This is a genomic window from Kribbella sp. CA-294648 (assembly GCF_050943845.1).
Classification (GTDB): Bacteria; Actinomycetota; Actinomycetes; order Propionibacteriales; family Kribbellaceae; genus Kribbella.
In genome coordinates, this window is the sequence record NZ_CP191981.1 from 2,766,124 (window position 1) to 2,789,545 (window position 23,422).

The following is a 23,422-nucleotide window of genomic DNA, read 5'->3' on the forward strand; positions in this document are numbered from 1 at the left end:
GGCACTCTGTGCTCGTGGACGGTAGCCGTGGCTGACACCAGGCCAGCTGGTGAGGGTTCGGAGCGTTCGGGACAGCCGAAGGTTCCGGCCCAGGATCAGCCTGTCTCCGAGCTGGCCCGGCTGATCGCCCAGTCCGATGCCAAAGGCAAGGGCTTCTGGCGCCGCCGCAAGCGCAAAGCAGCCGGTACTACGACCGCCGAGCCCCCGGCTGAGTCGCCTGCCATGCCCGCCGCTGCGCCGACTGTTGAGCCGGACGCTGTCACGCCTACCGGGTCGGCCGCTGCGCCTCCTGCCGGGTCGGCCGCTGCGCCGGAGTCGGCTGGTGCGTCGGCGTCGACTGGTGAGGCGACGGAGGAGAAGGTCGGGCGGTCGAGTGCGTCAGGTGAGTCGGCCGAGTCGACTGATGCCAGCGCTGCTGTTGAGCCGGCTGGGTCGTCGGCGGCTGGGGTGACTGGTGCGGCGACGGACGACGAGCGGGCGACCACAGGTGACTCCTCGGCTGAGAAGCCGGTTGCGGCTGAGGTGTCGCCCTCGGATGAGGCAGTAGCCGCAGAAGAGTCCTCGGGCGACGAGGTCCCGGCAGCTGAGGCCGCGAATGGGAAGCCTTCTGATGAGGAGACCTTCGCGGCTGAGACGGCGGGAGAGGCGTCTTCGGAGGCTGCCTCTGAGACGACAGCGAAGGAGCCCTCCGGCAAGGAGTCGGCTCCTGAGGCTGCTGAGAGTGCAGCGGGTGGTGAGCTGTCCGCTGAGATGGTGACCGCTGCTGAGATGGCTGGCGGAGATGCGCCCACTGGGACCGAGGCTCGGATGCGTGAGGAAGAGTCACGGCCCAAGGTCGGAGTCGTGTACGAGCCGGTGGAGTCCGCTGAGGGCTTCCCACTCGAGTACGGCGAGATCATCATCGGCCTGCCCAAGCAGCCGGGAGCGAACGACGGCGAGCCCGTCGACCTCACCCGGGCCGCAGAAGCCGAGGCAGACGCAGTAGCGGCCGAGGTAGCCGCGAACCAAGAAGACGACGCCGACGCAACAACCGCAGACCCAACGCCTGCAGAACCGGCAACCGCAGACCCGACGACTGCCGGACCCGCAGCTTCCGCCGACGAAACAGATGGCGACGCCGAAGCCGCGAAGACCGAGGACCCCGCCGACCCGGAGGACGGAGACCCCGCAAACGCCAAGCCGCCTGCGAGCCCGACTGACGTAGCTGCAGAGGCAGACCCGAACGCCGCCAACGCCGAGGACCCACCTGCGACGGACGCCACGGACGATCCCGGCCCCGAGGCCGAGCACGCCGAGGACGAGTCGACCGCAGAGGCCACCAACGCAGAGGCCAGCAATGCTAAGGACTCCAACGCTGAGGACTCCGATGCCGAGGTCCCGCCTGCCGCGGACGTCCCGGACGACTCGAGCCCCGAGGCCGAGCACACCGAGGATGATGCGACCGCCGGGGACTCCAACGCGGAGGACTCCAACACGGAGGAGCTGCGCGCGGAGGACTCCAACGCCGACGACGCCAGCGCCAACGTCGAGGACACCAACGTCGGGGATAACGGCGCCGAGGACGCCAGCTCCGAGGACGCCAGCTCCGAGGACGCCAGCTCCGAGGACGCCAGCTCCGAGGACGCCAGCTCCGATAACGCCAGCTCCGAGGACGCCACGGCCGAGGAGGCCAGCTCCGAGGACGAGCGGGCCGACGCTGCAGCGCAGGATGCGGCAGGCGGGCAGGACGCGGAGGACGCTTCTGCTATGCCAGTACCGGCTATTGCTGGGATTGCGGCTCTCGGTGGTGACGGCGACGACTCGCCGGGTGCTGGTGAGTCTGCAGCTGCGGCCAGTGGCGGTAGTGACACCGGTTCTGGGCAGGATGACTTGCCGGCTGAGGCCCATGGTGGCGCGGCTGGCAGCAGCGCCGAGGACTCCGACGCAGTTGCGGACGCCGATGCCGACACCGTTGCGGACGCGGACGCGGACGCTGAGGCCGACGCCGGTGCGGACGCCGAGGCGGGTGCCGGCTCTGGTGCGGTAGGGGCTGGGGCGGAGAAGTCCGTCGCGGACGCGGCTACTGAGCAGGCTGCGATGGCGTTGATCACCGCGTTGATGAAGTTGCGTGGTGCGTTGGCGGCTAGTCAGTTGCCGCTTGATGTGGTTGGGGCTGACGAGGCCCGCCAGCAGCAGAAGGCGATGCTGGATCAGCTGGACGACTACATCCTGCCGCGGCTCGTGCAGCTCGAGGCGCCGGTGCTTGCGGTCGTCGGTGGCAGCACGGGTGCCGGCAAGTCGACTCTCGTCAACAGTCTGATCGGTCAGGTCGTCAGCGAGCCCGGCGTACTGCGGCCGACCACTCGCTCACCTGTTCTGATCCACCACCCGGCCGACGCCGAGTGGTTCGTCGGCGACCGGGTGCTGCCGGGGATGGCGCGGTCCAGTGGTGACCGTCCGGGTGGGACGGAGGATCCCGGACAGATCCGTTTGGTTGCCGCCGACACCATTCCGCCGGGGCTGGCGATTCTCGACGCCCCCGACATCGACTCCGTCGTCGAGGCGAACCGCGAGCTCGCAACTCAACTGCTCGCCGCGGCAGACCTCTGGCTGTTCGTCACCACTGCCGCCCGGTACGCCGATGCGGTGCCGTGGGAGTTCCTCCAGAGCGCGTCCGACCGCAGTACGGCGGTAGCCGTGGTGCTCGACCGCGCTCCCGCCGACACCATCGACGACATCACCGGCCACCTGGCCCAGATGCTGCTCGAACGTGGGCTGGGCGACTCGCCGCTGTTCTCCATCAAGGAGACAGTTGTCGACAGCAACGGCATGCTCGCCAGCGAAGTCGTTGCCTCGATCAAGGACTGGCTGATCGACCTGGCGGCCGACTCCGAGGCGCGCTCGGCCGTCGTGAGGCGAACCCTGCAGGGCGCGGTCACCGCAATGACGAAGAAGACGCCGGCCTTCGCCAAGGCGGTCAGGGCGCAGGCCGACACCATTGTGGAGCTGCGGTCGACAGCCGAAACGGCGTACGACCGGGCCGTCAAGGACATCGCCCTGGCGACCCAGGACGGCACGATGCTGCGGGGCGAGGTGCTTGCTCGCTGGCAGGAGTTCGTCGGAACCGGCGAGCTGCTCAAGGGCCTGCAGACCAACGTGGGTCGCCTGCGCGACAAGGTCCGTACTGCGGTCGTCGGCAAGCCGGCGCCGACCCGGGACCTCAAGGACGCGGTCGAGTCCGGCCTGGAGTCGTTGCTGCGCGAGCATGCAGAGGCAGCGGCAGAGCGTGCCGAGGAGGCGTGGCAGTCGACGGCTCCTGGACGCCAGCTGCTCGCTGCGGGAGACCGCGACATGGGCAGGATGTCCAAGGAGTTCCCTGCTGAGGCAGCGCGCGCAGTACGCGAGTGGCAGGGCTATGTGCTCGACCTGGTTCGCGAGGAGGGCGCCGACAAGCGCAGTACGGCGCGCATCCTGGCGTACGGCGTGAACGGCCTCGGCCTGGCTCTGATGGTGGTCATCTTCGCCAGTACTGCGGGGATCCCGACCGGCGCGGAGGTCGGTGTCGGCGCCGGAACGGCCGTGGTCGGGCAGAAGTTGCTGGAGGCCGTCTTCGGAGATCAGGCGGTTCGCACGCTGGCTGCCAAGGCCCGGGACGATCTTGACGCTAGAGTTCATGCCTTGATGGATGCCGAATTCGCCCGCTATCTGGCTGTGCTCGACCAGCATCCGGTCGATCCCGACGCACCCAGGCAACTGACGGAGGCCGCGCGCGCGGTGGAGGACTGCACGTGACGGGAATTGTGGATACGGTCAAGGGCCTGGTGAGGGGCTCCACCGATGTCCTGACCAAGATCGAGGCACTCGAGGACGCTGCCGAGGCCGGCCGGGGACGGCTGGACCAGGTGGTCCTGAGTGAGGCCTCGCAGATCGTGGACCGGGCCAGTCAACGGCTCAGGATGTCCGGCGACCTGACTGTGGTGGCGCTGGCCGGGGCGACCGGTTCCGGCAAGTCGTCGCTGTTCAACTCGCTGACCGGGCTGGACCTGGCCGCGATCGGTACGCGACGGCCGACCAGCTCGATGCCGCTGGCCTGCGTCTGGGGAGAGGAGCCGGCCGGTGAACTCCTGAACTGGCTCGGCATCCCGCGCCGGCACCAGGTGCAGCACCGCAGCTCGCTGGAAGAGGCGCAGTCGGAGGACCTGGACGGACTGGTCCTGCTGGACCTGCCCGACCACGACTCCACCGAGGTGGAGCACCGGCTGATCGTGGACCGGCTGGTCGAGCTGGTCGACGTCCTGGTGTGGGTGGTCGATCCGCAGAAGTACGCCGACGCGGCGCTGCACAACCGCTACATCAAGCCGTTCGCGTCGCACTCGTCGGTGATGGTGTTCGCGCTGAACCACGCCGACAAGCTGACCGAGGAGCAGCGCAAGAGCTGCCTGGCCGACCTGACCCGCCTGCTCAAGTCGGACGGTCTGAAGACTCCGCAGATCGTCGCGACGTCTGCCGTTGACGGTGCCGGCCTGGACGACCTGCGGGCGTTGCTGGTCAAGCGGGTCAACGCGAAGCGTGCTGCTCGCGAGCGGCTCGCCGCGGACGTGGATCGCGTCGCCGACCGGATGGCGAGCCAGTGTGGCAATGCCAAGACGCCGCAGCTCGCGAAGTCGGATATCACCGAACTTGTCGACGCGCTGGCGGAGGCCAGCGGCGTACCGGTGGTGGTGGAGGCTGTTCGGCGGTCGTATCTGCAGCGTGCGACGGCTGCGACGGGCTGGCCGGTGACGAAGTGGCTGTCGCGGTTCCGGCCGGATCCGCTGCGGCGCCTGCACCTTGACCAGATGCCTCGTCAGCAGAGCAAGGCGTTGCGGAAGTCCGCCTCCACCGAGGTGTCGATCGCTCGCTCATCGTTGCCTGTGGCAACACCTGTGCAGCGGGCGCGGATGGACACGGCCGTTCGCAACATCACCAACAAGGCAGCAGCTGGCTTGTCCCGACCTTGGGCAGATTCTGTTCGTACTGCGATCCGTCGGCGCGAGGAGTCGCTCGGGGACGAGTTGGACCAGGCGATCGCGCGTACTGATCTGGGCGCCAGCACCACCCCGGGATGGTGGGGTGTTGCGCGGTTCCTTCAGTGGCTGCTGTTCCTGATGGCGCTGGGTGGAGCGGTCTGGCTTGTGGTGGCCGGCTTCCTGCAGATCCAGGACCTGACGTTGCCGAAGTGGGAGGGCATTCCGTACGCGACGATCATGTTGGTCGGCGGTGCTGCGCTGGGCCTTGCGGTCTCCGTGGCTTGTCGTATCTTCGCCGCGACCGGTGCCAACCGCCGTGCGCGTCTCGTGGCGAAGTCGTTGCGCGCCGAGCTGGAGAAGGTCGCGGAAAGCCACGTCATAGCTCCGGCTCGCGAGGAGCTCGACGCCTACACGACCTGCCGCGACAAGCTGGCCGTCGCCCGCGGCTGACCGATCCACTTGTAGAAGGCCTGCCAGATTGCTGGCAGGCCTTCTGTGCTTCTTGCTGTGCTTCCTTGCGGTTGGCGCGGGGTTGTCCACAGGCTGCGAAGTCGCCGCCGGAAACGACCGGGAGACGGGCATCTTCTCTGGTGACAGGACAACTTTGCGATGCGACGAAAGGAAGCTGACATGAGCATCGGCGAAACCACGGTGGCCGTGCAGGGCTGGATCGGCAGCGACATCAGGTTCAAGGAGGTCTCCGACGGCGTGACGGTCTGCTCGTTCCGGCTGGCCACCACGCCCCGGCAGTTCGATCGGGCCAGCGGTGGCTGGACCGATCGCCCGACGAACTGGTTCACCGTCGAGTGCTGGCGCAACCTCGCCACGAACGTGCGCGATTCGATGGAGCGTGGCCAGCCGATCGTGGTCACCGGCCGCTTCCGTACGACGGAGTGGCAGGACGAGGCCGGCAACCCGCGATCCCGCCTGTTCATCGAAGCCGCCGCCGTCGGTCACGACCTCTCCCGGGGAACCGCGACCTTCACCAAAGCGCCGGCCCGCCTCGCTGCCTCCGACGGCGCCGCAACTTCGAGCCAGGACAGGGACTTCCTGGACCAGAGCAGCGCCTCCTCGGCTCAGCACGACGGTCCCATCGACCAGGAGCCACTCAACTTCCGAGGCGGTCACCATCCTCCGACCGCCGACTCCACCGAAACGCACGAGGCCGCCTAGTCGCACCGCCGGCGAACCCACCCGCCTCCACCACACCACCCGGACCCACGAGGTCGCTCACACGCGGCGCCCAACCCGGCGCCGAACCGTTACCCGCGCTGGTCCACGCGCTGCTCGGTCGTGCCGGTCAACCGTGCGTGCGGCCGGCTGCGCTGCTCTCAGCCAGCCGACCAAACCGTGCCCGTCAACCGCGCGGGTCAACCTCGTCGCCCAGCCGTGCTGCCAAGCATCTGCTCAGCCGTGCCGGTCAGCGGCGTGGGTCGAGCTCTTCGGAGGGCCGTGCTGGCAAGGGTCTGCTCGGTCGTGCCGGTCGACTGTGTCGGTCAGCCGCGTGGGTCGATCTCGTCGGTCGGCCGTGCTGCCACGCGTCTGCTCAGTCGTGCCGGTCAACCGTGCCAGTCATCCGCGCGGGTCGACCTCGTCGGCCCGCCGTGCTGCCACGCGTCTGCTCGGTCGTGCTGGCCGACCGAGCTGTTTGGTAGCAACGGTGGAGGAGGGGCCTGGCATCGCCTGTAGGAAGCGCGACGTCTGGTTCACCCGCCGGTGAAGGTGTTCTGGAGCGTGGCTGGTGGCTGGCAGGCCGCGGTGGTGAAGGCTCGGTTGGGTGGCGGTGGGGGGTAGCGCATAGGCTCGGGGTATGGCGGAATTCATCTACACGCTGCGCAATGTGCGGAAGGCGCATGGTGACAAGGTCGTTCTCGACGACGTCACCCTGAACTTTCTGACCGGCGCGAAGATCGGCGTCGTCGGGCCGAACGGTACCGGCAAGTCCTCGTTGTTCAAGATCATGGCGGGGCTGGACCACCCCAACAACGGTGAGGGGCGGCTGGCCGAGGACGCGACGGTGGGGATCCTGCTGCAGGAGCCGCCGTTGACCGAAGGCAAGACTGTCCTGGAGAACGTCGAGGAAGGGGTCGGCGACACCAAGAAGAAGCTGGACCGCTTCAACGAGATCTCTGCCGAACTGGCCGATCCGGACGCGGACTACGACACGCTGCTCACCGAGATGGGCGACCTGCAGACCGAGCTCGACCACCGCAACGCGTGGGATGTCGACGCTCAGCTCGAGCAGGCGATGGACGCGCTGCGCTGCCCGCCGGCCGACGCGATCGTGGACAAGCTGTCCGGTGGCGAGCGTCGCCGGGTCGCGTTGTGCAAGCTGCTGCTGCAGCAGCCCGACCTGCTGCTGCTCGACGAGCCCACCAACCACCTGGACGCCGAGTCGGTGCTCTGGCTGGAGCAGCACCTGCAGAAGTATCCGGGCGCCGTCCTGGCGATCACCCACGACCGGTACTTCCTGGACAACGTCGCCGAGTGGATCCTGGAAATGGACCGCGGCAAGACCTACGGGTACGAGGGCAACTACTCGAAGTACCTGGAGACCAAGCAGCAGCGGCTTGTGGTCGAAGGACAGAAGGACGCCAAGCGGGCGAAGATCCTGGAGCGCGAGCTCGAGTGGGTCCGGTCGAACCCGAAAGCCCGGCAGACCAAGAGCAAGTCCCGCCTGGCCCGGTACGAGGAGCTCGCGGCCGAGGCCGAGCGGTCGAAGAAGCTCGACATCGACGAGATCAACATCCCGCCGGGTCCGCGGCTGGGCAGCACCGTGCTCGAGGTCAGCAAGCTGGAGAAGGGCTTCGGCGACCGCAAGCTGATCGACGGGCTGAGCTTCTCGCTGCCCCGGGCCGGCATCGTCGGCGTCGTCGGCCCGAACGGTGTCGGCAAGTCGACGCTGTTCCGGATGATCGTCGGCGAAGAGGTCCCGGACCAAGGCAGCCTGAAGCTCGGTGAGACGGTCCGGATCTCGTACGTCGACCAGTCGCGTGGCGGCCTGGACCCGAAGAAAACGGTCTGGCAGATGGTCTCCGACGAGCTCGACTACATCAAGGTCGCGAACTTCGAGATGCCGAGCCGGGCGTACGTCGCGTCGTTCGGGTTCAAAGGGCCCGACCAGCAGAAGCCGACCGGCGTACTGTCCGGCGGTGAGCGGAACCGGCTGAACCTGGCCCTGACGCTGAAGATGGGCGGCAACCTGCTGCTCCTCGACGAGCCGACCAACGACCTGGACGTCGAGACGCTGCAGTCGCTCGAGGACGCGTTGCTGGAGTTCCCCGGCTGTGCCGTGGTGATCTCCCACGACCGGTGGTTCCTCGACCGCGTCGCGACCCACATCCTGGCCTGGGAGGGTACCGACGAGGACCCGTCCAAGTGGTTCTGGTTCGAGGGCAACTTCGCCTCGTACGAAGCCAACAAGATCGAGCGTCTAGGCGCCGAAGCGGCCCGCCCGCACCGGGTCACCTACCGCAAGCTCACCCGCGACTGACCCAGAACACCAGCAGTCCAGCAGGCCTCGACAGAACTTCCTGTCGGGGCCTGTTGCGTCGGCGGCAGCTGCGCGACTCGATGCTTGCCGACCGAGGTCCCGGTCGCGATGAGGTGCTGCTGGAGCTCAGTGCGCCCGTGAGGTGACCGCAAGAATCCAGGCGTCGGCGAGGATCCGTTGGCCGGCGTAGGTCGGGTGGATGCCGTCCCAGACCCAATGAGCGGCTGGTGCCCGGGTGACGGCGTCGTCCAGAGCGCGCTGATAGGGCACGAAGGTCGCGCCGAAAGTGTCAGCGAGGTGGCGCACCACCAGCGCATGAACCGCGACCTGAGCAGTCCAAGCCTCGCGCAGCCCAGGATCTGGGCTGGTCGGCAGATAGAACGGCTCGCCGAGGACCAGGCGGACGTCCGGGAGCGCACTACGGGTGCGGTCGAGCAGTGACCTGTACTCCGCTTCGAAGGCGGTGCCTTTGGTGTCAGCCGACTTGCCGTCCAGGACGTTGGCGACGTCGTTGATCCCGACGAGGATGCTGAGGACGTCGGGGCGTAGGTCGAGGGCATCCTGTTGCCAGCGGGCGGCGACATTTGTGATGGTGTCGCCGCTGGAGCCGCGGTTGAGGAACTGCCAGTTCTGTTCGGGCCAGTCGGCGGCGGCTGATGACGCGATCAGGAACGGATAGGAGTGGCCGAGGATGTGGTTCGGGTCCTCGGTGGGGCCGCGGCCCCCGTGGGTGATCGAGTCGCCCTGGAAGACGACAACAGCACCCGCGGGGAAGCCGGGATCGACTCTCAGCGCTGACCGATGTGTTCGGAGACGGCGTCGAAGACCCGCCCGATGGCGGCGAAGTCCTCGGGGGAGGCCAGGTCGACCAGGTTCTCCCGGACGCCCTCCACGTGGTACGGCGCTGCCTGCTCCAGCAGGGCGAAACCGGCGTCGGTGAGCTCGGCCCAGACTCCGCGCTTGTCGCTCTTGCAGGAGGTACGCCGGACCAGCTCGGCGGCCTCGAGGCGGCCGACCGTGTGGGTCAGGCGGGAGCGGCTCTGGTGCAGGCGGTCGGCGAGTTCCGCCATCCGGAGCCGGCGCTCCGGCGCCTCGGAGAGCCGGACGAGGATCTCGTAGTCGTTGATGCCCAGGCCGAACTGCCGAAGGTCGTCGTCGAGCTTGGCCATCAGGCGCGCAGTGCCCAGCAGGTACGCGCGCCACGCCACCTGCTGCTCGGAGTCAAGCCACCGGGTCCCAGTCATCATCGTCACGGGAACAGTGTACCGGGAATGTAGTTGACTTTTAAACTGTTCTTCCCTAGTGTCGTGGTCATCGGTTGAAATTTTAACAACACTCCCCAGTGACAGCGACGCCCCCTACTGGTTTCCCGTTCGAGAGGACCCCCATGAGCACCGCCACCACCACGATCCCCGGCCTCGTCTCCGGCACCTACGCCATCGACACGGCGCACACCGAGATCGGCTTCACCGTCCGCCACCTGATGACCAAGGTCCGCGGCACCTTCCAGGAGTTCGCCGGCGAGATCGTCGTGAAGGACTCCCTCGAGGAGTCGACCGCCGCCGTCACTGTCGAGCTGGCCTCCGTGCACACCCGGAACGAGCAGCGCGACGGTCACCTGCGCTCCGGCGACTTCTTCGACGCCGAGAACAGCCCGAAGATGACGTTCGCCAGCACCGCCCTCAAGTCCGAGGGTGACGCCTACATCCTGGCCGGCGACCTGACCATCAAGGACGTGACGAAGCCGATCGAGTTCGCCGTCGAGTTCCTCGGTGTCGACCAGAACGCCTACGGCCAGACCATCATCGGCTTCGAGGCGTCGGCCTCGATCAGCCGCAAGGACTGGGGCATCGACTTCAACGTGCCGCTCGAGGGTGGCAAGCTCCTGATCGGCGACAAGGTCGAGATCCACCTCGACGTCCAGGCCGCCCTGCAGGCCTGACCCCCACAGCGCAGCAAGCGCGACGGCCCGGCTCCTCCGAGAGGATCCGGGCCGTTCGACGTGTCAGGGGCCGGCCGTTCGGCCTGTCAGGACTGGACCATGCGAAGCGCCAGGTCGGCGTACAGCGCACCCAGTGCTTGAGGAGTTGCGTGCCGAAGAGGGTCGTACCAACGAGCCACGTCGACGGCCAGGGACAGTACTGCGATTGTCGTGCCTGGCAGGTCGTCGACGGTGAAGGTGCCGTCCGTTACGCCGTCGGTCAGGGTCTTCTCGACCACGGCTGAGATGGCGCGGCGGATCGTGGCGACCTCGGCGAAGTGTTCCGGGCTGAGGGCGGCCAGTTCGTACTGGACGACGCGCGCGATCGTGTGGTGTTCGGCGTGCCAGGCGGTGAAGGCGGAGACCATCGCGCGGAGCCGGTCCGATGGGGAGCCGCCCTCGTTGGCTTCGGTCAGGATCTCCAGGGCGGCGCGGTGGCCGTAGAGGCTGATCTCGAAGAGGAGCCGTTCCTTCGAGGGGTAGTGCACGTAGAGCGCGGCCGGGGACATGCCGGCCCGGGAGGCGATGTCCCGGGTGGTGGTCGCCTGGAAGCCCCGTTCGGCGAAGGCGTCGATGGCGCCGGTGAGCAGCCGGCGGGCGGCGGCGGGCTGGACATGCGCCCACGCGAGGGGGCTGGTGACTGCGGACACGTTGACACAATGCCCTAGATTCGCCAAGCTAAGCAAGCGCTTAGCAACCAGTCGTGCCACGGGAGGACAGCGATGGAACGGATCATCTTCAACGAGGACCACCATGCCTTCCGGGCCAGTGCGAAGGAGTACTGCGACCGCTCGCTGGTGCCGCGGATGGAGCAGTTCCTCGAGGAGAAGACGATCGACCGGGCCGCTTGGCTGGAGGCCGGCAAGCAGGGCTTCCTCGGCCTCGACGTACCGGAGGAGTACGGCGGTTCGAGTGTCGGTGACTACCGGTTCAACGCCGTGTTCGCCGAAGAGGTCTCCAAGGTGTCCGCCTCGCTGTCGAGCTGTTTCGGCATCCACTACGACTGTTCCGCGCCGTACCTGGTGGACCTGGGCACCGAGGAGCAGAAGCAGCGCTGGCTGCCGAAGTTCTGCTCCGGCGAGCTGATCGCCGCGATCGGGATGACCGAGCCGTCCGGCGGGTCCGACCTGGCCGCGCTGAAGACGACCGCGAAGAAGGCCGACGGCGGCTGGGTGGTGAACGGGTCGAAGACCTTCATCACCAACGGCGACATGGCCGACCTCGTCATCACCGCGGCCCGCACCGATCCCGCCAAGGGAGCGAAGGGCATCACGCTGTTCGCGATCGAGGAGGGCATGGAGGGCTTTGCCCGCGGCCGCAAGCTGGACAAGGTCGGCCAGACCGAGTCCGGGACGTCGGAGCTGTTCTTCGAGGACGTCTTCGTACCGGACGAGAACGTGCTCGGCGAGGTCGACCGCGGTTTCATCCACATGATGGAGCGGCTGGCCCAGGAGCGGATCGGCGCCGCGGTGTGCAACATCGCGCACGCGACCCAGATCCTGGACGAGACGATCGATTACGTGAAGCAGCGCAAGGCGTTCGGCCAGCCGGTCGGGTCCTTCCAGTACAACAAGTTCCTGGTGGCCGAACTCGTCACCAAGGCCGAGGTGACCCAGGCCTACATCGACAACGCGGTCGTCGCGCACGGCGAGGAACGGCTCTCCGCCGTGGACGCGGCGAAGGCGAAGTGGTGGAGTGCACAGGTACAGAACGAGATCCTGGACGCGTGTGTCCAGTTGCACGGCGGCTACGGCTACATGAACGAGTACCGGGTCGCCCGCGCCTGGCGCGATGCCCGGGTGACGAAGATCTGGGCCGGTTCGAACGAGATCATGAAGGAACTCATCGGCCGCGATCTGGGCCTGTAGACAGCCCAAGCTCTGAAAGGGAATGGCGGATATGCCTGAAGCAGTCATCGTCTCCACCGCGCGGTCGCCGATCGGCCGGGCCCACAAGGGTTCGCTGAAGGACATCCGGCCGGACGACCTGGCCGTGCAGATGATCCAGGCGGCGGTCGGCAAGGCCGGCCTGACCGGGGACCAGATCGAGGACCTGATGCTCGGCTGCGCCGAGCCGCACGACGAGCACGGCGGCAACATGGCCCGCCGGGTCGCCGTCCAGCTGGGCTGGGACAGCACGGCCGCCACCACGATCAACCGGTTCTGCGCGTCGTCCACCCAGACCGCGCGGATGGCGTTCCACGCGATCAAGGCCGGTGAGGGCGACATCTTCGTCAGCGCGGGGGTCGAGTGCGTCTCGCGGTACAAGAACTTCGGGTCGGCCGGGGTCGGTGACCCGAGCTCGTTCAACGAGGTCTTCGCCGACGCGGTGCAGCGGACCGAGAAGTACGCCGAGACCAACGAGACCTGGCACGACCCGCGCGAGGACGGCCTGATCCCGGACGTCTACATCTCGATGGGCCAGACCGCCGAGAATGTCGCGACGCTGAAGGGCATCTCCCGCGCGGACCAGGACGCGTTCGGCGTCCGCTCGCAGAATCTTGCCGAGAAGGCCATCAACAACGGCTTCTTCGGGCGCGAGATCACCCCGGTGACGCTGCCCGACGGCACCGTCGTGAGCAAGGACGACGGCCCCCGTGCCGGTACGACGCTGGAGAAGGTCAGCCAGCTGCAGCCGGTGTTCCGTCCCGACGGGACGGTCACGGCCGGCAACTGCTGCCCGCTGAACGACGGCGCGGCCGCGGTCGTCATCATGAGCGACACCAAGGCCCGTGAGCTCGGCCTGACCCCGCTGGCGCGGATCGTCTCCACCGGCGTCAGCGGCCTGTCGCCCGAGATCATGGGGCTCGGCCCTGTCGACGCGACCAAGCAGGCGCTCGCCCGGGCGGGGATGAGCATCGGTGACATCGACCTGGTCGAGATCAACGAGGCCTTCGCGGTCCAGGTGATCGGCTCGGCCCGCGAGCTCGGCATCGACGAGGACCGGCTGAACGTGCACGGCGGCGCGATCGCGCTCGGCCATCCGTTCGGCTCGACCGGCGCGCGGATCATGACCACCCTGGTCAACGGTCTGCAGTTCGAGGACAAGCAGTTCGGCCTCGAGACGATGTGCGTCGGCGGCGGCCAGGGTATGGCCGTCATCCTGGAACGCCTCAGCTGATGACGCTCAAGGACAAGACGGCGATCGTCACCGGTGCCTCCCGCGGCATCGGCCTGGCGATCGCCAAGCGGCTGGTGGCCGACGGTGCTCACGTAGTGATCACCGGACGCAAGCAGGACGCGCTCGACGAGGCAGTAGCCGACCTGGGCGGCCGTGACAACGCCATGGCCGTTGCAGGCAACGCTGCCGACGGCGAGCACCGTGCAAGCGTTGTGGCCGCGGCAGTGGCGACGTACGGGTCGGTGGACCTGCTGGTGAACAACACTGGCATCAACCCGATCTACGGCTCGCTGCTGGACGTCGACAGCGCGGTAGCCGCCAAGATGGTCGACACGAACGTGCTGGCGACCATCGCGTGGGTCAAGGCCTGCAGCGATGCCTGGATGCGGGCGCACGGCGGTTCCGTGGTCAACGTGTCCTCGGTGGCAGGGCTGTCGCCGTCGCCCGGCATCGGCTGGTACGGCGCCACCAAGGCGATGCTGTCCCGCGTCACGGCCGAACTGGCAGTGGAGCTGGCACCGGCGATCCGGGTCAACGCGGTCGCACCCGCGGTGGTGAAGACCAAGTTCGCCGGCGCCCTCTACGAAGGCCGCGAGGACAAGGTCGCGGCGTCGTACCCGCTGAAGCGGCTGGGCCGCCCCGAGGACGTCGCGTCCCTCGTCTGGTTCCTGCTCTCCGACGAAGCCTCCTGGATCACCGGCCAGACCATCACCATCGACGGCGGCCTGACCCTCAACGGCGGCATCGTCGGCTAGCCCTCACGGCTGGCGGCCCACCCACGCAACAAGCCGGTCGTACGCCGGTGCGTCTGCCGCGACCTCGACCACGGGGCCGAACGGGATCTGCCCGCCTCGTGGTTCGGCAGGGAGGAACTGCTGCGCCAGCGGCAGGCAGTAGACGGCCAGTTCGTCGTCTAGCAGATCGGTGCGTCCCGTGGTCGTGGCGAGGTCCCAGGAGTGGGTAGTCAGCTCGCTCGTATACGACGCGATGGCCGCGGCACCCGGGATCGTGCCCCAGGGGACTGTGCAGGTCATCGTGAGGACGGCCGGGTCGGACAGCGTCTCGTCGACCAGAACGCGGCGCTCCTTCCAGCTGGCCGGGAAGTCCGTCACGCCGGGCGTCACGGTGGGGATGGAGAGCGGGTTCTCGCCGGTCAGTGCGAGGTTGATCCGGCTGACCACCGTCATCAGGTGGCCGAGCAGAGTCCGTACGTCGTACTCCGAGCACGGGGTCGGCAGGTCCAGGTCGGTGGTGGTGACGGTGTCGATCATCGCCTGGGTCTGGTCCAGGGCACGCACGAGCATCGGACGTGGGTCGGTCACGATTTTCCTCCAGTGATTGGCAACAGACTCCACCCTCCCGCTCTATGTGTGACATCTTGTGTCTTATATGAGAGCTGACCGCCTCTTGCAGATCATCCTGTTGCTGCAAAGGCATCCCCGGTTGAGCGCGCGTGACCTGGCCGAGCGGCTGGAGGTCTCGAGGCGCACGGTGATGCGCGACATGGAGGCGTTGTCGGCCGCTGGGGTGCCGGTCTACACAGAGCGCGGGCGCAACGGCGGCTGCGTGCTCCTGCCCGGCTACAGGGCAGACGTCAGCGGTCTGACACCGCGTGAGGCCCAAGCACTGTTCGCCTGGAGCGGCAGAGCCTCCCTGTCGGAGGAGCTCGGCCTGCACGATGCCCTGCAATCAGCAATGGGCAAGCTGTCCTCCACTCTGCCGCTGCAGTTGCAGGACGACGCAGAAGCGCTGAAGGACGCCATCGTCGTCGACCGGCGCAGATGGTTCGCAGAAGCCGAGGACACCGGCGCCCTGCCCGTACTACGACAAGCCGTCGTCACCCGCCGCCGAGTGGCGCTCCGCTATGCGTCCGCAACCGAAGGGCGACCAGTACGCCGTACCGTCGACCCCTGGGGACTCGTCGAGCAGGCAGGACGCTGGTACTTGGTGGCAGCTCATCGCGGGGTGCCCCGGATGTACCGGGTGTCGCGGGTCGAGCAGGTCGACGTACTGGACGAACCTTCCACCCGGCCGGAAGGTCTTGATCTGCAAGGGGAGTGGCAGCGGCTGCGGGCCCAGTTGGAGCAGACCCTGCCGGCTGGGATCGACGTGGTCGTCAGGGTGCGACCGGACCGCGCCGAGCTGGTACGGCGGGTTGCTACGCCGATGCTGGCCAAGGGGGAGCAGGCACGCGACGTACCGGGTGGGGAGGACCCGTGGCCGCACGTGGCGATGAGGTTCCGCGTGCGGGAGGCAGCCTGCGGAGTACTGCTCGGGTTTGGCAAGCACGTCGAAGTACTGGAGCCGCTGGAGCTTCGGGAGGACCTGCTGCGGCTGGCTTCCGAGGTTGTGCAGGTCTACGGGTCACTCGGCAGTGGAGAGGACCAGCGAGCGCAGACGCGCGATCGCCAGGCCGAGGCCGACGGCCACGACTGTGATCAGCAGGAGAGAGGCGATCGGAAGCTTCACGGCCGACTCGACGTGGGGTGAGTCGGTGAGCTTCTGGATGACGGCCAGCGACCACTGCTGGATGCTGAGCGCCTTGGCGCCGTCGACGTACTGACCCATCACGCCCTCCCACAGCAGGGCGTAGATCAGGCCGATGGTGACCGCGTTGCCCGAGATGACCGAGAGCGCCAGGAAGATCCCGGTGTAGGCGATCCCGGCCACCAGCGAACCGATGCCGAAGGCAACGGCCGTGCGCGGATCGGAGTGGTCGAGGATCAGGCCGGCCACCGTCATCGGCACCGCCGCCAGGACGAAGATGACCGCGATCGCGACCCCGGCCTTGGTCAGGATGATGGTCGAGCGCTTGATCGGCTTGCTGAGCAGGTAGACGATCGAGCCGTCGTCGATCTCGGAGGCCAGCGCGCCGGTCGCGGCCACCAGCGAGACCAGCGGCACGATCACCGCGAGCCCGAACATCTGCAGCAGCGCAGTACTGAACTCGGCGCTGTCGTCGACCGTCAGCGCCAGCAGGACGCAGAGCGCCAGCAGCACCCCGGGCAGGATGAAGAGCAGCAGACCACGGCGGTGACCGAACAGGGTCGCCATCGTCAATCGCGCGATCGTGACGTTCATCGGTCAGCGCCTCCCGACCAGGTAGGAGAAGACGCTTTCGAGGGATTCGTCGGTCGGCGCGACCTCGAGCAGCCGGATGCCGAGGTCACGGGCCATCGTCGGCACCAGACGGCTGAACCGTTCGAAGTCGACCACCTGCACCTGCAGCGAACCGCCCTCCAGGTCGGCGCCCGACGTACAGGGGTCGCCGATCAGCGCGGAAGCCAGCCGGCGGTCGTCGCTGGAGCGCAGCCGATAGAGCACCGGTCGATCCGTCATCAGCGTGCGGATAGCGCGGTAGTCACCCGAGGCCGCGTGCCGCCCGGAGACGACCACCTCGATGTGGGTTGCGACCTGCTGCACCTCCTCCAGGATGTGCGAACTGAACAGCACGGTCCGGCCGTCGGCGCCCATCTTGCGGAGCAGGTCCATCAGGTGCAGCCGCTGCCGTGGGTCCATGCCGTTGAACGGCTCGTCCAGCAAGAGCACCGACGGCTCGTGCACGAGCGCGGCCGCCATCTTGATCCGCTGCTTCATACCCTTCGAGTACGTCGAGATGCGCCGTCCCGCGGCCTCCTCCATCGCCACCGTGGCAATCGCTTCGGCGGTCGCAGCACCAGGATTCGGCAACCCCTGCAGTTCCGCGTTCGCCAGAACGAAGGCCGAGCCGGTCAACGTGTCGTAGACGGCCTCGGTCTCGGGCACCAGCCCGATCTGCCGGTAGGAAGCCTCGTTCCGCCAGACCGGTACGCCGTCCAGCGTGACCGCACCCGTCGACGGCGGCAGGAAGCCGGCCATCATCGTGATCAGCGTGGACTTGCCCGCGCCGTTCGGCCCGAGCAGGCCGGTGACGCCGGGGCCGATCGTCATCGTGACGTCGTTGACCGCGACCACGTTGCCGTACCAGCGGGAGACCTTCTGAATCTGGATCACGCTCATCCGCGGGCCACCTTCGCGTAGCGGGCGTTGACGCCCCAGACGCAGACCGCCACCAGCGCGAGGTAGACCGCCGCGAAGACGAGGCCCTGGGAGGTGGTCGGCTCGAAGGTCCCGCCGCCGCGCAGGAGGAAACTCTGCAGCACCTCGACCAGCGTGAAAGGCGAGCCCAGGTTGGCGTAGCGGGCAGCCGTGGTCACCTCCCCAGGCTCGGTGCCGAGGATCGCGGTGGTGGTGACGACGGCCGTGAACGAGACGATCAGTACGGCGATGATGGCCGCCACCGCGAACCCGCGGCGGGGCGTCGTCGCCGCGATGAGTCCGCCGATCGCGGCCAGCAGAATCGCGAGTAGCAGCGCCGCGACCATTCCGCTGAGGAACTGCTTGGTCATGTCGGTGAAGTCGAACTTGGCCAGCAGCGCACCGGCGTACAGGATCACCATCGGCAGGCCCATCAGGATCATCAGGGCGAGCACGAGCGATGTCAGCTTCGCCAGCGCGTAGTCGGTGCGGCGCGGCGGCCGGGCCAGGTACAGCACGATCGAGCGGTAGCGGAGGTCCCGTGAGAACAGTTGCGGCGCCTGCGAGGCCAGGTAGAGCGCGATGACCGCCTGCAGGAAGAAGATGTACTCGACCTGGGTCAGCGGCGGTTTGTCGAACTTCAGCGCGGTCTCGATACCGACGATGATCGCCACCGGGACCACCATCACGGCGAGCAGCAGGATCGGCATCACCTTCGACTTGCCGGACCGGCCGAGCCCGTACGCGTGCCGCAGACTCGACACCACCAGCGCCTGCCAGATCGCGAACCGGCCCAGCCGAGGACCGTCGTAGTGCCGGTAGCCGATGTCGTGGATCACGCCGGCCCGCTGCCGGCCGGGCTGCTGGTCGGGCTGCTGACTGGACTGCTGGATGGGTTGCTGGTCAAACACTGAAGACCTCTTCCAGGCGGTGCCGGTGCGGTTCGACCCGGACCAGGCCGAGCCCCAGCTCGGCGACCGCGTCGCGGACCAGGTCGTAGGTCTCCTCACCGGCGATCTCGACCAGGACCAGCGGTCCGTCGGCGCGCGCCCGCGCACCAGCCCGCTCCAATGCGGCACCCAGCCGATCCCGCCCACTCAGATCCCGTACTTCGACCGCCAGTACTCCGGTCTCGCCGGTCAACGCCGCCTTCGACTCCGACCGCAGCAGCCGGCCACCGTCCAGTACGACGATGTGGTCGCAGACGTGTTCCAGCTCGCCGAGCAGATGCGAGGTGATGAGCACGGGAATGCCGAACTCGGTGCCGATCCGGCGAACGAGCGTCAGCATCTCGTCGCGCCCGGCCGGGTCGAGGCCGTTGGTCGGTTCGTCCAGCAGGACAAGTTTGGGGTCGTGCACCAGTGCCTGGGCGAGCTTCACCCGTTGCTTCATGCCGGTCGAGTAGCCGCCCATCGGCCGGTAGCGTGCCTCGTCGAGCCCGACGTGCCGTAGTACGTCGGCTGCTCGCTCCCGGGCGGCCGTGGCGGGCAGGCCGGACATCTGCACGAGGTGGACGACGAACTCGGTCGCGGACACGTCAGGGGGCAGGCAGTCGTGCTCGGGCATGTAGCCGACGAGAGCACGGACCGCCTCGCCGCCGGTGACCACGTCGTGTCCCAGCACGATGGCGCTTCCGGCGGTCGGGGCGATCAGTCCGAGCAGAATCTTCAGCAGGGTCGACTTGCCGGCACCGTTGGCTCCGACCAGTCCGGTCACGCCGGACCCCACTTCGACAGTCAGCTCGTCCAGGGCCGTCACACGCGGGTATCGCTTGCTCAACGATGCGGTCGCGATCACGGGCACCGGCCAACCCTAATGCCCACCTCGCCCCGGACAGAATCACAGTCGCCGCACAGCTGTTGCGATCCCGTTCCAACTGCAAATTGCGTGGCGGTTGGCCCTCTGCCTGACTAGTGTCCCGGCATGTTGATCAGGGCGGTCGAGGTGACCGACGCCGAGGCGCTGTCACAGTTACGGCGGGACACCTTCTCGTACTCCGTGGTGTCGCCGGCCGCGATGCGGCACGCGATCACGGTGCACACACCGGCTGAGCAGAGGCTCGCCCTGCTCGCCGAGGTGGATGGCGTGCCGGTCGCGTGGGGGAGCGCCGGCCTGAACACCTGGACGAGCGAGCCGGGCCAGGCACAACTGTCGCTCCATGTTCATCCGCGCTATCGGCGCCAGGGCATTGCGACCGCGCTGCACGAGCGGTTGGACAACCACTTGAAGGACATCGGGGCCCTTCGGGTGCGGACCTTCGCGACACCTGACGGACTGGTCTTCGGTGAGCAGCTCGGCTACGAGCGGTCCCGCGAGCTGCACTACTCCGGCGTCGACCTGCGGGTGTTGCCCGAGGAACCGCCGACGCCCGAAGGCATCGTGCTCGAGACGATGGACAACCTCGACCCGCAGCAGGTCTTCGTCGCCGACCAGACTGCCTCCCTCGACGAGCCGGGCGACTCACCGTTGGACTCCTTGGACTACGACGACTGGTTCGAGGAGTTCTGGAACTCGCCGGCCTTGGACAAGTCGCTCTGCGTCGCGGCGCTGGCCGGTGACGAGGTGGTCAGCTTCAGCGCGATGGAGGTCGCCGGTGACCGGGCCTGGTCGGCCATGACGGGCACCATTCCGCAGTACCGGGGGCGCGGGCTGGCAAAGCTGGTGAAGTCGGTGGCGCTGCGCCGCTGCGCGGAGGCCGGCATCGTCAGCGCGTTCACCTCGAACGACGACGCCAACGGCCCGATGCTAGCCATCAACAGCTGGTTCGGCTACCAACGCATCGAAACCCAGACAAGCCTGCTGCGAGCCCTCTGATGGCATCGGTCCGGCCGGCGACGCTCGACGACGTACCCGCCGTGACCGCGCTGAACCTGGAGCTGTTCCCGTACCTGGCGAAGACCGAGGACCAGTACCGCCACGACCTCGTCCGCAACGCCGGCGACCCTCGGCGAGCCGCGTACGCCGCCGAGTCGGACGGCCGCCTGGTCGGTTGGGCCACGGTCGTTCCCGCGACCTGGCGGGGCATCCCGGGCACGTTCTACCTCAACCTCTTCGTGCACCCCGACCATCGCCGCGCGGGCCTCGGATCGCAACTGCTGGAAGCGCTCGACACCCACCTGGCGGACCACGGCGCGACCCAGGTCGAGGCACTGCCGACCGAGGGTGGCCTGGCATTTGCCTTGCGCAACGGTTATCAGGCTGATGCCGAGATGCGCTACGCCGGCGCCGACCTGCGCACCCTGCCGCCTGAACCGGCGCTACCGGACGGCGTCACGATCGTGCCCCTGGCGGACGTGGACCCCGACGCCGCGTTCAGCGTCTATCGGGAAGCAGGGCTGGACATCCCGGCGACACCGGCGGACGCGACGTACGAGTGGTTCCGCCAGGTCGTCTGGAACTCGCCGAACCTGGCGTGGGAGTTCTGCGCCGCGGCCGTCGACGGTGACCAGGTCGCGTGCCTGACGATCAGCATGGTGGGTGCGGGCGGCTTGTGGACCGATATGACCGGCACTCTCCGGTCGCACCGTGGCCGGGGCCTGGCGCGAGCGGTGAAGTGGTCGGTACTGCGAACCGCCGCGGACAACGGCCTGACGGCTGCCTTCACGGCGAATGCCGATGGGAACCGGCCGATGCTCGCGGTGAACGAGTGGCTGGGATATCGCCAGGTGGCCAAGCACATTGTGGTCAGCCGGAAGTTACGGATTTCGTAAGGGGTTCGCGATGGAGATCAGGCCTGCCGTACCCGATGACGCCGAAGCGGCGATCGCGCTCTACGACGTCATCGAGCCCTGGGCCGTCGGTACCGCGGACATGCTGCGGGCCGCCATCGAGCGCGGCCCTGGTTCACACGCCCGGGCGATGCTCGCCGCCGTCGAGGACGACCGGCTGGTCGGCTGGGGGTCGTCGATGCTGATCGCGGGTTCCAATCCGGTCAGTGCCCAACTGCGGGTGATGGTGCATCCGGAGTACCGCGAGCGGGGAGCCGGGACGGAGTTGGTGGAGTGGACTCACCAGCATCTGAAACAGGCCGGCGCGGTGAGTGTCAGGGTCTTCGCCGAGCCGGCTTCGCTGGAGTGGGCGTCGCGGTGGGGCTACCGGCAGACCAGGCAGGTGCACTACGCGGGGATCGATCCACGCGAGGCTCCGCCGCTGCCCGCAGTACCGGCTGGGGTGGAGCTGAGGCCGTTGATCGAGGTGGACCCGCGCCTCGTGCACGCGGCCGATGAAGTTGCCCAGCGCACCAAACCTGGGGACGCGAAGATCGAGAGCCGACCGTACGACGACTGGTATGCCAGCGTTTGGCAGGCGCCTGGCATGAGGCTGGACCTGAGCATGGCAGCCCAACAAGGCGACCAGGTCGTCGGCTTCACGCTCGGCCACGGTGGCGATCAGAAGATCTGGTCCCAGATGACCGCGACCATGCCCGAACACCGGGGGCGCGGCCTCGCCAAACTGGTGAAGTGCGCGGCCCTCCACCGGGCCGCCGAGGCAGGCGTCATCGGCGCCTTCACCGCCAACTACGACGGCAACGAACCAATGCTTGCCGTCAACAACTGGCTCGGCTACCGCCGCGTCGCAACCCACTCAGTCCTGATCTGCCCGCTCTAACGGACGAGCAGTACTACGGTTTCGGCGACGCAGGCCGGCTTGGTGGAGCCCTCGAGCTCGATGACCCACTGCAGTGAGACCTGAACCCCGGCGGCGGTTTCCTGGGCGCCGGCGATCGAGGCGCCCGCGCGGACCCGGCTGCCGACCGGGACCGGGCTGGGGAAGCGGACCTTGTTGACGCCGTAGTTCAGCTTCGCCGTGACGCCCTCGACCGAGAAGAGTTCCTCGCCGAAGCGCGCGATCAGGCTCAGGGTCAGGTAGCCATGGGCGATCGTTCCGCCGTACGGGCCCTTCGCCGCGCGGTCCACGTCGACGTGGATCCACTGGTGGTCCCCGGTCGCCGCGGCGAACTGGTTCACCTGCTCCTGGGTGATCTCCAGCCACTCGGTCTCACCCAGCTGGGTGCCGACCGCGTGCACGACCTCGTCGACACCGGTGAAGGTATGCATTCCGAGCTCCTAGTTGCGGGGTCCGCCGGCGACGTACAGGACCTGGCCGGAGACGAAGCCGGCCTCCTCGCCGCAGAAGAACGACGCGGCGGCGGCGATGTCCTCGGGCTTGCCGGTCCGGTTGACCGGGATGGTGGCGGCGGTCGCCTTCTTGAACTCCTCGAAGTCGACCCCGACCCGGGCCGCGGTGGCCGCCGTCATGTCGGTCTCGATGAAGCCCGGGGCGATCGCGTTCGCGGTGATGCCGAACTTGCCCAGCTCGATCGCGAGCGTCTTGGCCAGGCCCTGCAGGCCGGCCTTCGCGGACGCGTAGTTCGCCTGGCCGCGGTTGCCCAGCGCGGAGGTGGAGGAGAGGAAGACCATCCGGCCGTAGCCGGCCTCGACCATGTGCGCCTGGCAGGCCTTCGACATCAGGAAGCTGCCGCGCAGGTGCACCGACATCACGGTGTCCCAGTCGTCCTCGGACATCTTGAAGAGCAGGTTGTCGCGCAGTACGCCGGCGTTGTTCACCAGGATCGTCGGCGGGCCGAGCTCGGCCACCACCCGCTCGATCGCGGCCGCCACCTGGTCGGACTTGCTCACGTCGCACCCGATCGCGACGGCCTTGCCGCCGGCCGCGGTGATCGCCTCGACGGTCCCGGCGCAGGCCGCCTCGTCCAGGTCCAGGACCGCGACCGCGTTGCCGTCGGCGGCGAGCCGCTGCGCCACGGCGGCGCCGATTCCCCGGGCCGACCCGGTCACGACCGCCACTCGCTGCTCGCTCATA

Annotated in this window: 21 protein-coding genes and 1 pseudogene; 12 read left to right on the forward strand and 10 right to left on the reverse strand. The window is 68.0% G+C overall.

Annotated elements, in window-relative coordinates; genetic code table 11:
• Positions 1-27 precede the first annotated feature (27 nt).
• The 4 genes from ACQPYM_RS13375 to ettA all read left to right on the forward strand — a co-directional run bounded on the left by ACQPYM_RS13375 (position 28) and on the right by ettA (position 8,481).
• Positions 28-3,771, forward strand: a complete 3,744-nt coding sequence (locus tag ACQPYM_RS13375) for a dynamin family protein (protein ID WP_433020081.1) — start codon at positions 28-30, stop codon at positions 3,769-3,771.
• Complete coding sequence (locus ACQPYM_RS13380; protein ID WP_433020084.1) at positions 3,768-5,438, forward strand: GTPase; 1,671 nt, start codon at positions 3,768-3,770, stop codon at positions 5,436-5,438. The genes ACQPYM_RS13375 and ACQPYM_RS13380 overlap by 4 nt, the downstream gene beginning before the upstream one ends.
• A 180-nt stretch (positions 5,439-5,618) precedes the next feature.
• A complete protein-coding gene (locus ACQPYM_RS13385) occupies positions 5,619-6,161 on the forward strand; it encodes a single-stranded DNA-binding protein (RefSeq protein ID WP_433020087.1) in 543 nt (180 codons plus the stop codon).
• Positions 6,162-6,798: 637 nt separating this feature from the next.
• A complete protein-coding gene (gene ettA / locus ACQPYM_RS13390; RefSeq protein WP_433020090.1) occupies positions 6,799-8,481 on the forward strand; it encodes an energy-dependent translational throttle protein EttA in 1,683 nt (560 codons plus the stop codon).
• Positions 8,482-8,607: 126 nt separating this feature from the next.
• Here the strand turns inward: ettA and ACQPYM_RS13395 are convergent, their stop codons facing one another.
• Both ACQPYM_RS13395 and ACQPYM_RS13400 read right to left on the reverse strand, forming a co-directional pair.
• On the reverse strand, positions 8,608-9,273 hold the full coding sequence (locus ACQPYM_RS13395) for an SGNH/GDSL hydrolase family protein (RefSeq protein ID WP_433023265.1): 666 nt from the start codon (positions 9,271-9,273) through the stop codon (positions 8,608-8,610).
• Positions 9,270-9,728, reverse strand: coding sequence for a MarR family winged helix-turn-helix transcriptional regulator (locus tag ACQPYM_RS13400; protein ID WP_360282542.1), 459 nt, complete (start codon positions 9,726-9,728; stop codon positions 9,270-9,272). The genes ACQPYM_RS13395 and ACQPYM_RS13400 overlap by 4 nt, the downstream gene beginning before the upstream one ends.
• Positions 9,729-9,868: 140 nt before the next feature.
• Between ACQPYM_RS13400 and ACQPYM_RS13405 the strand changes: the two genes are divergently transcribed.
• Positions 9,869-10,423: a YceI family protein gene (locus ACQPYM_RS13405; protein WP_433020093.1), complete on the forward strand. Its 555-nt coding sequence runs from the start codon at positions 9,869-9,871 to the stop codon at positions 10,421-10,423.
• 86 nt (positions 10,424-10,509) lie between these two features.
• Here the strand turns inward: ACQPYM_RS13405 and ACQPYM_RS13410 are convergent, their stop codons facing one another.
• Positions 10,510-11,112, reverse strand: a complete 603-nt coding sequence (locus ACQPYM_RS13410; protein WP_433020096.1) for a TetR/AcrR family transcriptional regulator — start codon at positions 11,110-11,112, stop codon at positions 10,510-10,512.
• Positions 11,113-11,184: 72 nt separating this feature from the next.
• Between ACQPYM_RS13410 and ACQPYM_RS13415 the strand changes: the two genes are divergently transcribed.
• Genes ACQPYM_RS13415 through ACQPYM_RS13425 form a run of 3 tightly spaced genes read left to right on the forward strand, consistent with a single transcriptional unit; the run spans position 11,185 to position 14,337 of the window.
• Entirely contained in the window at positions 11,185-12,330 is a 1,146-nt protein-coding gene (locus ACQPYM_RS13415; protein WP_433020099.1) for an acyl-CoA dehydrogenase family protein, read from the forward strand.
• A 31-nt stretch (positions 12,331-12,361) separates the two neighbouring features.
• Positions 12,362-13,582 carry an acetyl-CoA C-acetyltransferase gene (locus tag ACQPYM_RS13420; RefSeq protein WP_433020102.1) on the forward strand — a complete coding sequence of 407 codons (1,221 nt, stop codon included), beginning with the start codon at positions 12,362-12,364 and terminating at the stop codon, positions 13,580-13,582.
• Entirely contained in the window at positions 13,582-14,337 is a 756-nt protein-coding gene (locus ACQPYM_RS13425; RefSeq protein ID WP_433020105.1) for an SDR family oxidoreductase, read from the forward strand. The genes ACQPYM_RS13420 and ACQPYM_RS13425 overlap by 1 nt, the downstream gene beginning before the upstream one ends.
• Before the next feature lie 3 nt (positions 14,338-14,340).
• Here ACQPYM_RS13425 and ACQPYM_RS13430 read toward each other — a convergent pair whose 3' ends face one another.
• Positions 14,341-14,904: a TIGR03086 family metal-binding protein gene (locus ACQPYM_RS13430; RefSeq protein WP_433020108.1), complete on the reverse strand. Its 564-nt coding sequence runs from the start codon at positions 14,902-14,904 to the stop codon at positions 14,341-14,343.
• Between the two features lie 67 nt (positions 14,905-14,971).
• Between ACQPYM_RS13430 and ACQPYM_RS13435 the strand changes: the two genes are divergently transcribed.
• Positions 14,972-16,072 (forward strand): helix-turn-helix transcriptional regulator, encoded by a 1,101-nt coding sequence (locus ACQPYM_RS13435; protein ID WP_433020111.1) that lies wholly within the window; start codon positions 14,972-14,974, stop codon positions 16,070-16,072.
• 156 nt (positions 16,073-16,228) lie between these two features.
• On the opposite strand, the pseudogene ACQPYM_RS13440 reads toward ACQPYM_RS13435, so the two are convergent.
• The 4 genes and pseudogenes from ACQPYM_RS13440 to ACQPYM_RS13455 all read right to left on the reverse strand — a co-directional run.
• A pseudogene (locus ACQPYM_RS13440) lies at positions 16,229-16,663 on the reverse strand (ABC transporter permease subunit); the annotation flags it as partial.
• 3 nt (positions 16,664-16,666) lie between these two features.
• Positions 16,667-17,581, reverse strand: coding sequence for an ABC transporter ATP-binding protein (locus ACQPYM_RS13445; RefSeq protein WP_433020114.1), 915 nt, complete (start codon positions 17,579-17,581; stop codon positions 16,667-16,669).
• Entirely contained in the window at positions 17,578-18,510 is a 933-nt protein-coding gene (locus tag ACQPYM_RS13450; RefSeq protein WP_433020117.1) for an ABC transporter permease, read from the reverse strand. Before ACQPYM_RS13450 ends, ACQPYM_RS13445 begins: the two co-directional genes overlap by 4 nt.
• Entirely contained in the window at positions 18,503-19,402 is a 900-nt protein-coding gene (locus ACQPYM_RS13455; RefSeq protein WP_433020120.1) for an ABC transporter ATP-binding protein, read from the reverse strand. The genes ACQPYM_RS13450 and ACQPYM_RS13455 overlap by 8 nt, the downstream gene beginning before the upstream one ends.
• A gap of 120 nt (positions 19,403-19,522) precedes the next feature.
• On the opposite strand from ACQPYM_RS13455, the gene ACQPYM_RS13460 reads away from it, so the two are divergent.
• The 3 genes from ACQPYM_RS13460 to ACQPYM_RS13470 are packed head-to-tail and all read left to right on the forward strand — an operon-like array spanning position 19,523 to position 22,207.
• Entirely contained in the window at positions 19,523-20,413 is an 891-nt protein-coding gene (locus ACQPYM_RS13460; RefSeq protein WP_433020123.1) for a GNAT family N-acetyltransferase, read from the forward strand.
• Positions 20,413-21,309 (forward strand): GNAT family N-acetyltransferase, encoded by an 897-nt coding sequence (locus tag ACQPYM_RS13465; protein WP_433020126.1) that lies wholly within the window; start codon positions 20,413-20,415, stop codon positions 21,307-21,309. The genes ACQPYM_RS13460 and ACQPYM_RS13465 overlap by 1 nt, the downstream gene beginning before the upstream one ends.
• A 10-nt stretch (positions 21,310-21,319) precedes the next feature.
• A complete protein-coding gene (locus tag ACQPYM_RS13470) occupies positions 21,320-22,207 on the forward strand; it encodes a GNAT family N-acetyltransferase (RefSeq protein WP_433020129.1) in 888 nt (295 codons plus the stop codon).
• On the opposite strand, the gene ACQPYM_RS13475 is transcribed toward ACQPYM_RS13470, so the two are convergent.
• Both ACQPYM_RS13475 and fabG read right to left on the reverse strand, forming a co-directional pair.
• Positions 22,204-22,656 carry a MaoC family dehydratase gene (locus tag ACQPYM_RS13475; protein WP_360281729.1) on the reverse strand — a complete coding sequence of 151 codons (453 nt, stop codon included), beginning with the start codon at positions 22,654-22,656 and terminating at the stop codon, positions 22,204-22,206. The two genes, ACQPYM_RS13470 and ACQPYM_RS13475, sit on opposite strands and share 4 nt — an antisense overlap.
• Before the next feature lie 9 nt (positions 22,657-22,665).
• Positions 22,666-23,421 (reverse strand): 3-oxoacyl-ACP reductase FabG, encoded by a 756-nt coding sequence (gene fabG / locus ACQPYM_RS13480; protein WP_433020133.1) that lies wholly within the window; start codon positions 23,419-23,421, stop codon positions 22,666-22,668.
• Position 23,422 lies beyond the last annotated feature (1 nt).

What these genes read in the sequence shown, in the direction of transcription:
- ACQPYM_RS13400 (WP_360282542.1), bottom strand. Translation starts at nt 9,728, where the DNA reads ATGATGACTGGGACCCGGTGGCTTGACTCCGAGCAGCAGGTGGCGTGG.
- ACQPYM_RS13415 (WP_433020099.1), top strand. Translation starts at nt 11,185, where the DNA reads ATGGAACGGATCATCTTCAACGAGGACCACCATGCCTTCCGGGCCAGT.
- ACQPYM_RS13465 (WP_433020126.1), top strand. Translation starts at nt 20,413, where the DNA reads ATGGCATCGGTCCGGCCGGCGACGCTCGACGACGTACCCGCCGTGACC.
- ACQPYM_RS13385 (WP_433020087.1), top strand. Translation starts at nt 5,619, where the DNA reads ATGAGCATCGGCGAAACCACGGTGGCCGTGCAGGGCTGGATCGGCAGC.
- ACQPYM_RS13460 (WP_433020123.1), top strand. Translation starts at nt 19,523, where the DNA reads ATGTTGATCAGGGCGGTCGAGGTGACCGACGCCGAGGCGCTGTCACAG.
- ACQPYM_RS13435 (WP_433020111.1), top strand. Translation starts at nt 14,972, where the DNA reads ATGAGAGCTGACCGCCTCTTGCAGATCATCCTGTTGCTGCAAAGGCAT.
- ACQPYM_RS13405 (WP_433020093.1), top strand. Translation starts at nt 9,869, where the DNA reads ATGAGCACCGCCACCACCACGATCCCCGGCCTCGTCTCCGGCACCTAC.
- ACQPYM_RS13475 (WP_360281729.1), bottom strand. Translation starts at nt 22,656, where the DNA reads ATGCATACCTTCACCGGTGTCGACGAGGTCGTGCACGCGGTCGGCACC.
- ettA (WP_433020090.1), top strand. Translation starts at nt 6,799, where the DNA reads ATGGCGGAATTCATCTACACGCTGCGCAATGTGCGGAAGGCGCATGGT.
- ACQPYM_RS13425 (WP_433020105.1), top strand. Translation starts at nt 13,582, where the DNA reads ATGACGCTCAAGGACAAGACGGCGATCGTCACCGGTGCCTCCCGCGGC.
- ACQPYM_RS13470 (WP_433020129.1), top strand. Translation starts at nt 21,320, where the DNA reads ATGGAGATCAGGCCTGCCGTACCCGATGACGCCGAAGCGGCGATCGCG.
- fabG (WP_433020133.1), bottom strand. Translation starts at nt 23,421, where the DNA reads ATGAGCGAGCAGCGAGTGGCGGTCGTGACCGGGTCGGCCCGGGGAATC.
- ACQPYM_RS13445 (WP_433020114.1), bottom strand. Translation starts at nt 17,581, where the DNA reads ATGAGCGTGATCCAGATTCAGAAGGTCTCCCGCTGGTACGGCAACGTG.
- ACQPYM_RS13420 (WP_433020102.1), top strand. Translation starts at nt 12,362, where the DNA reads ATGCCTGAAGCAGTCATCGTCTCCACCGCGCGGTCGCCGATCGGCCGG.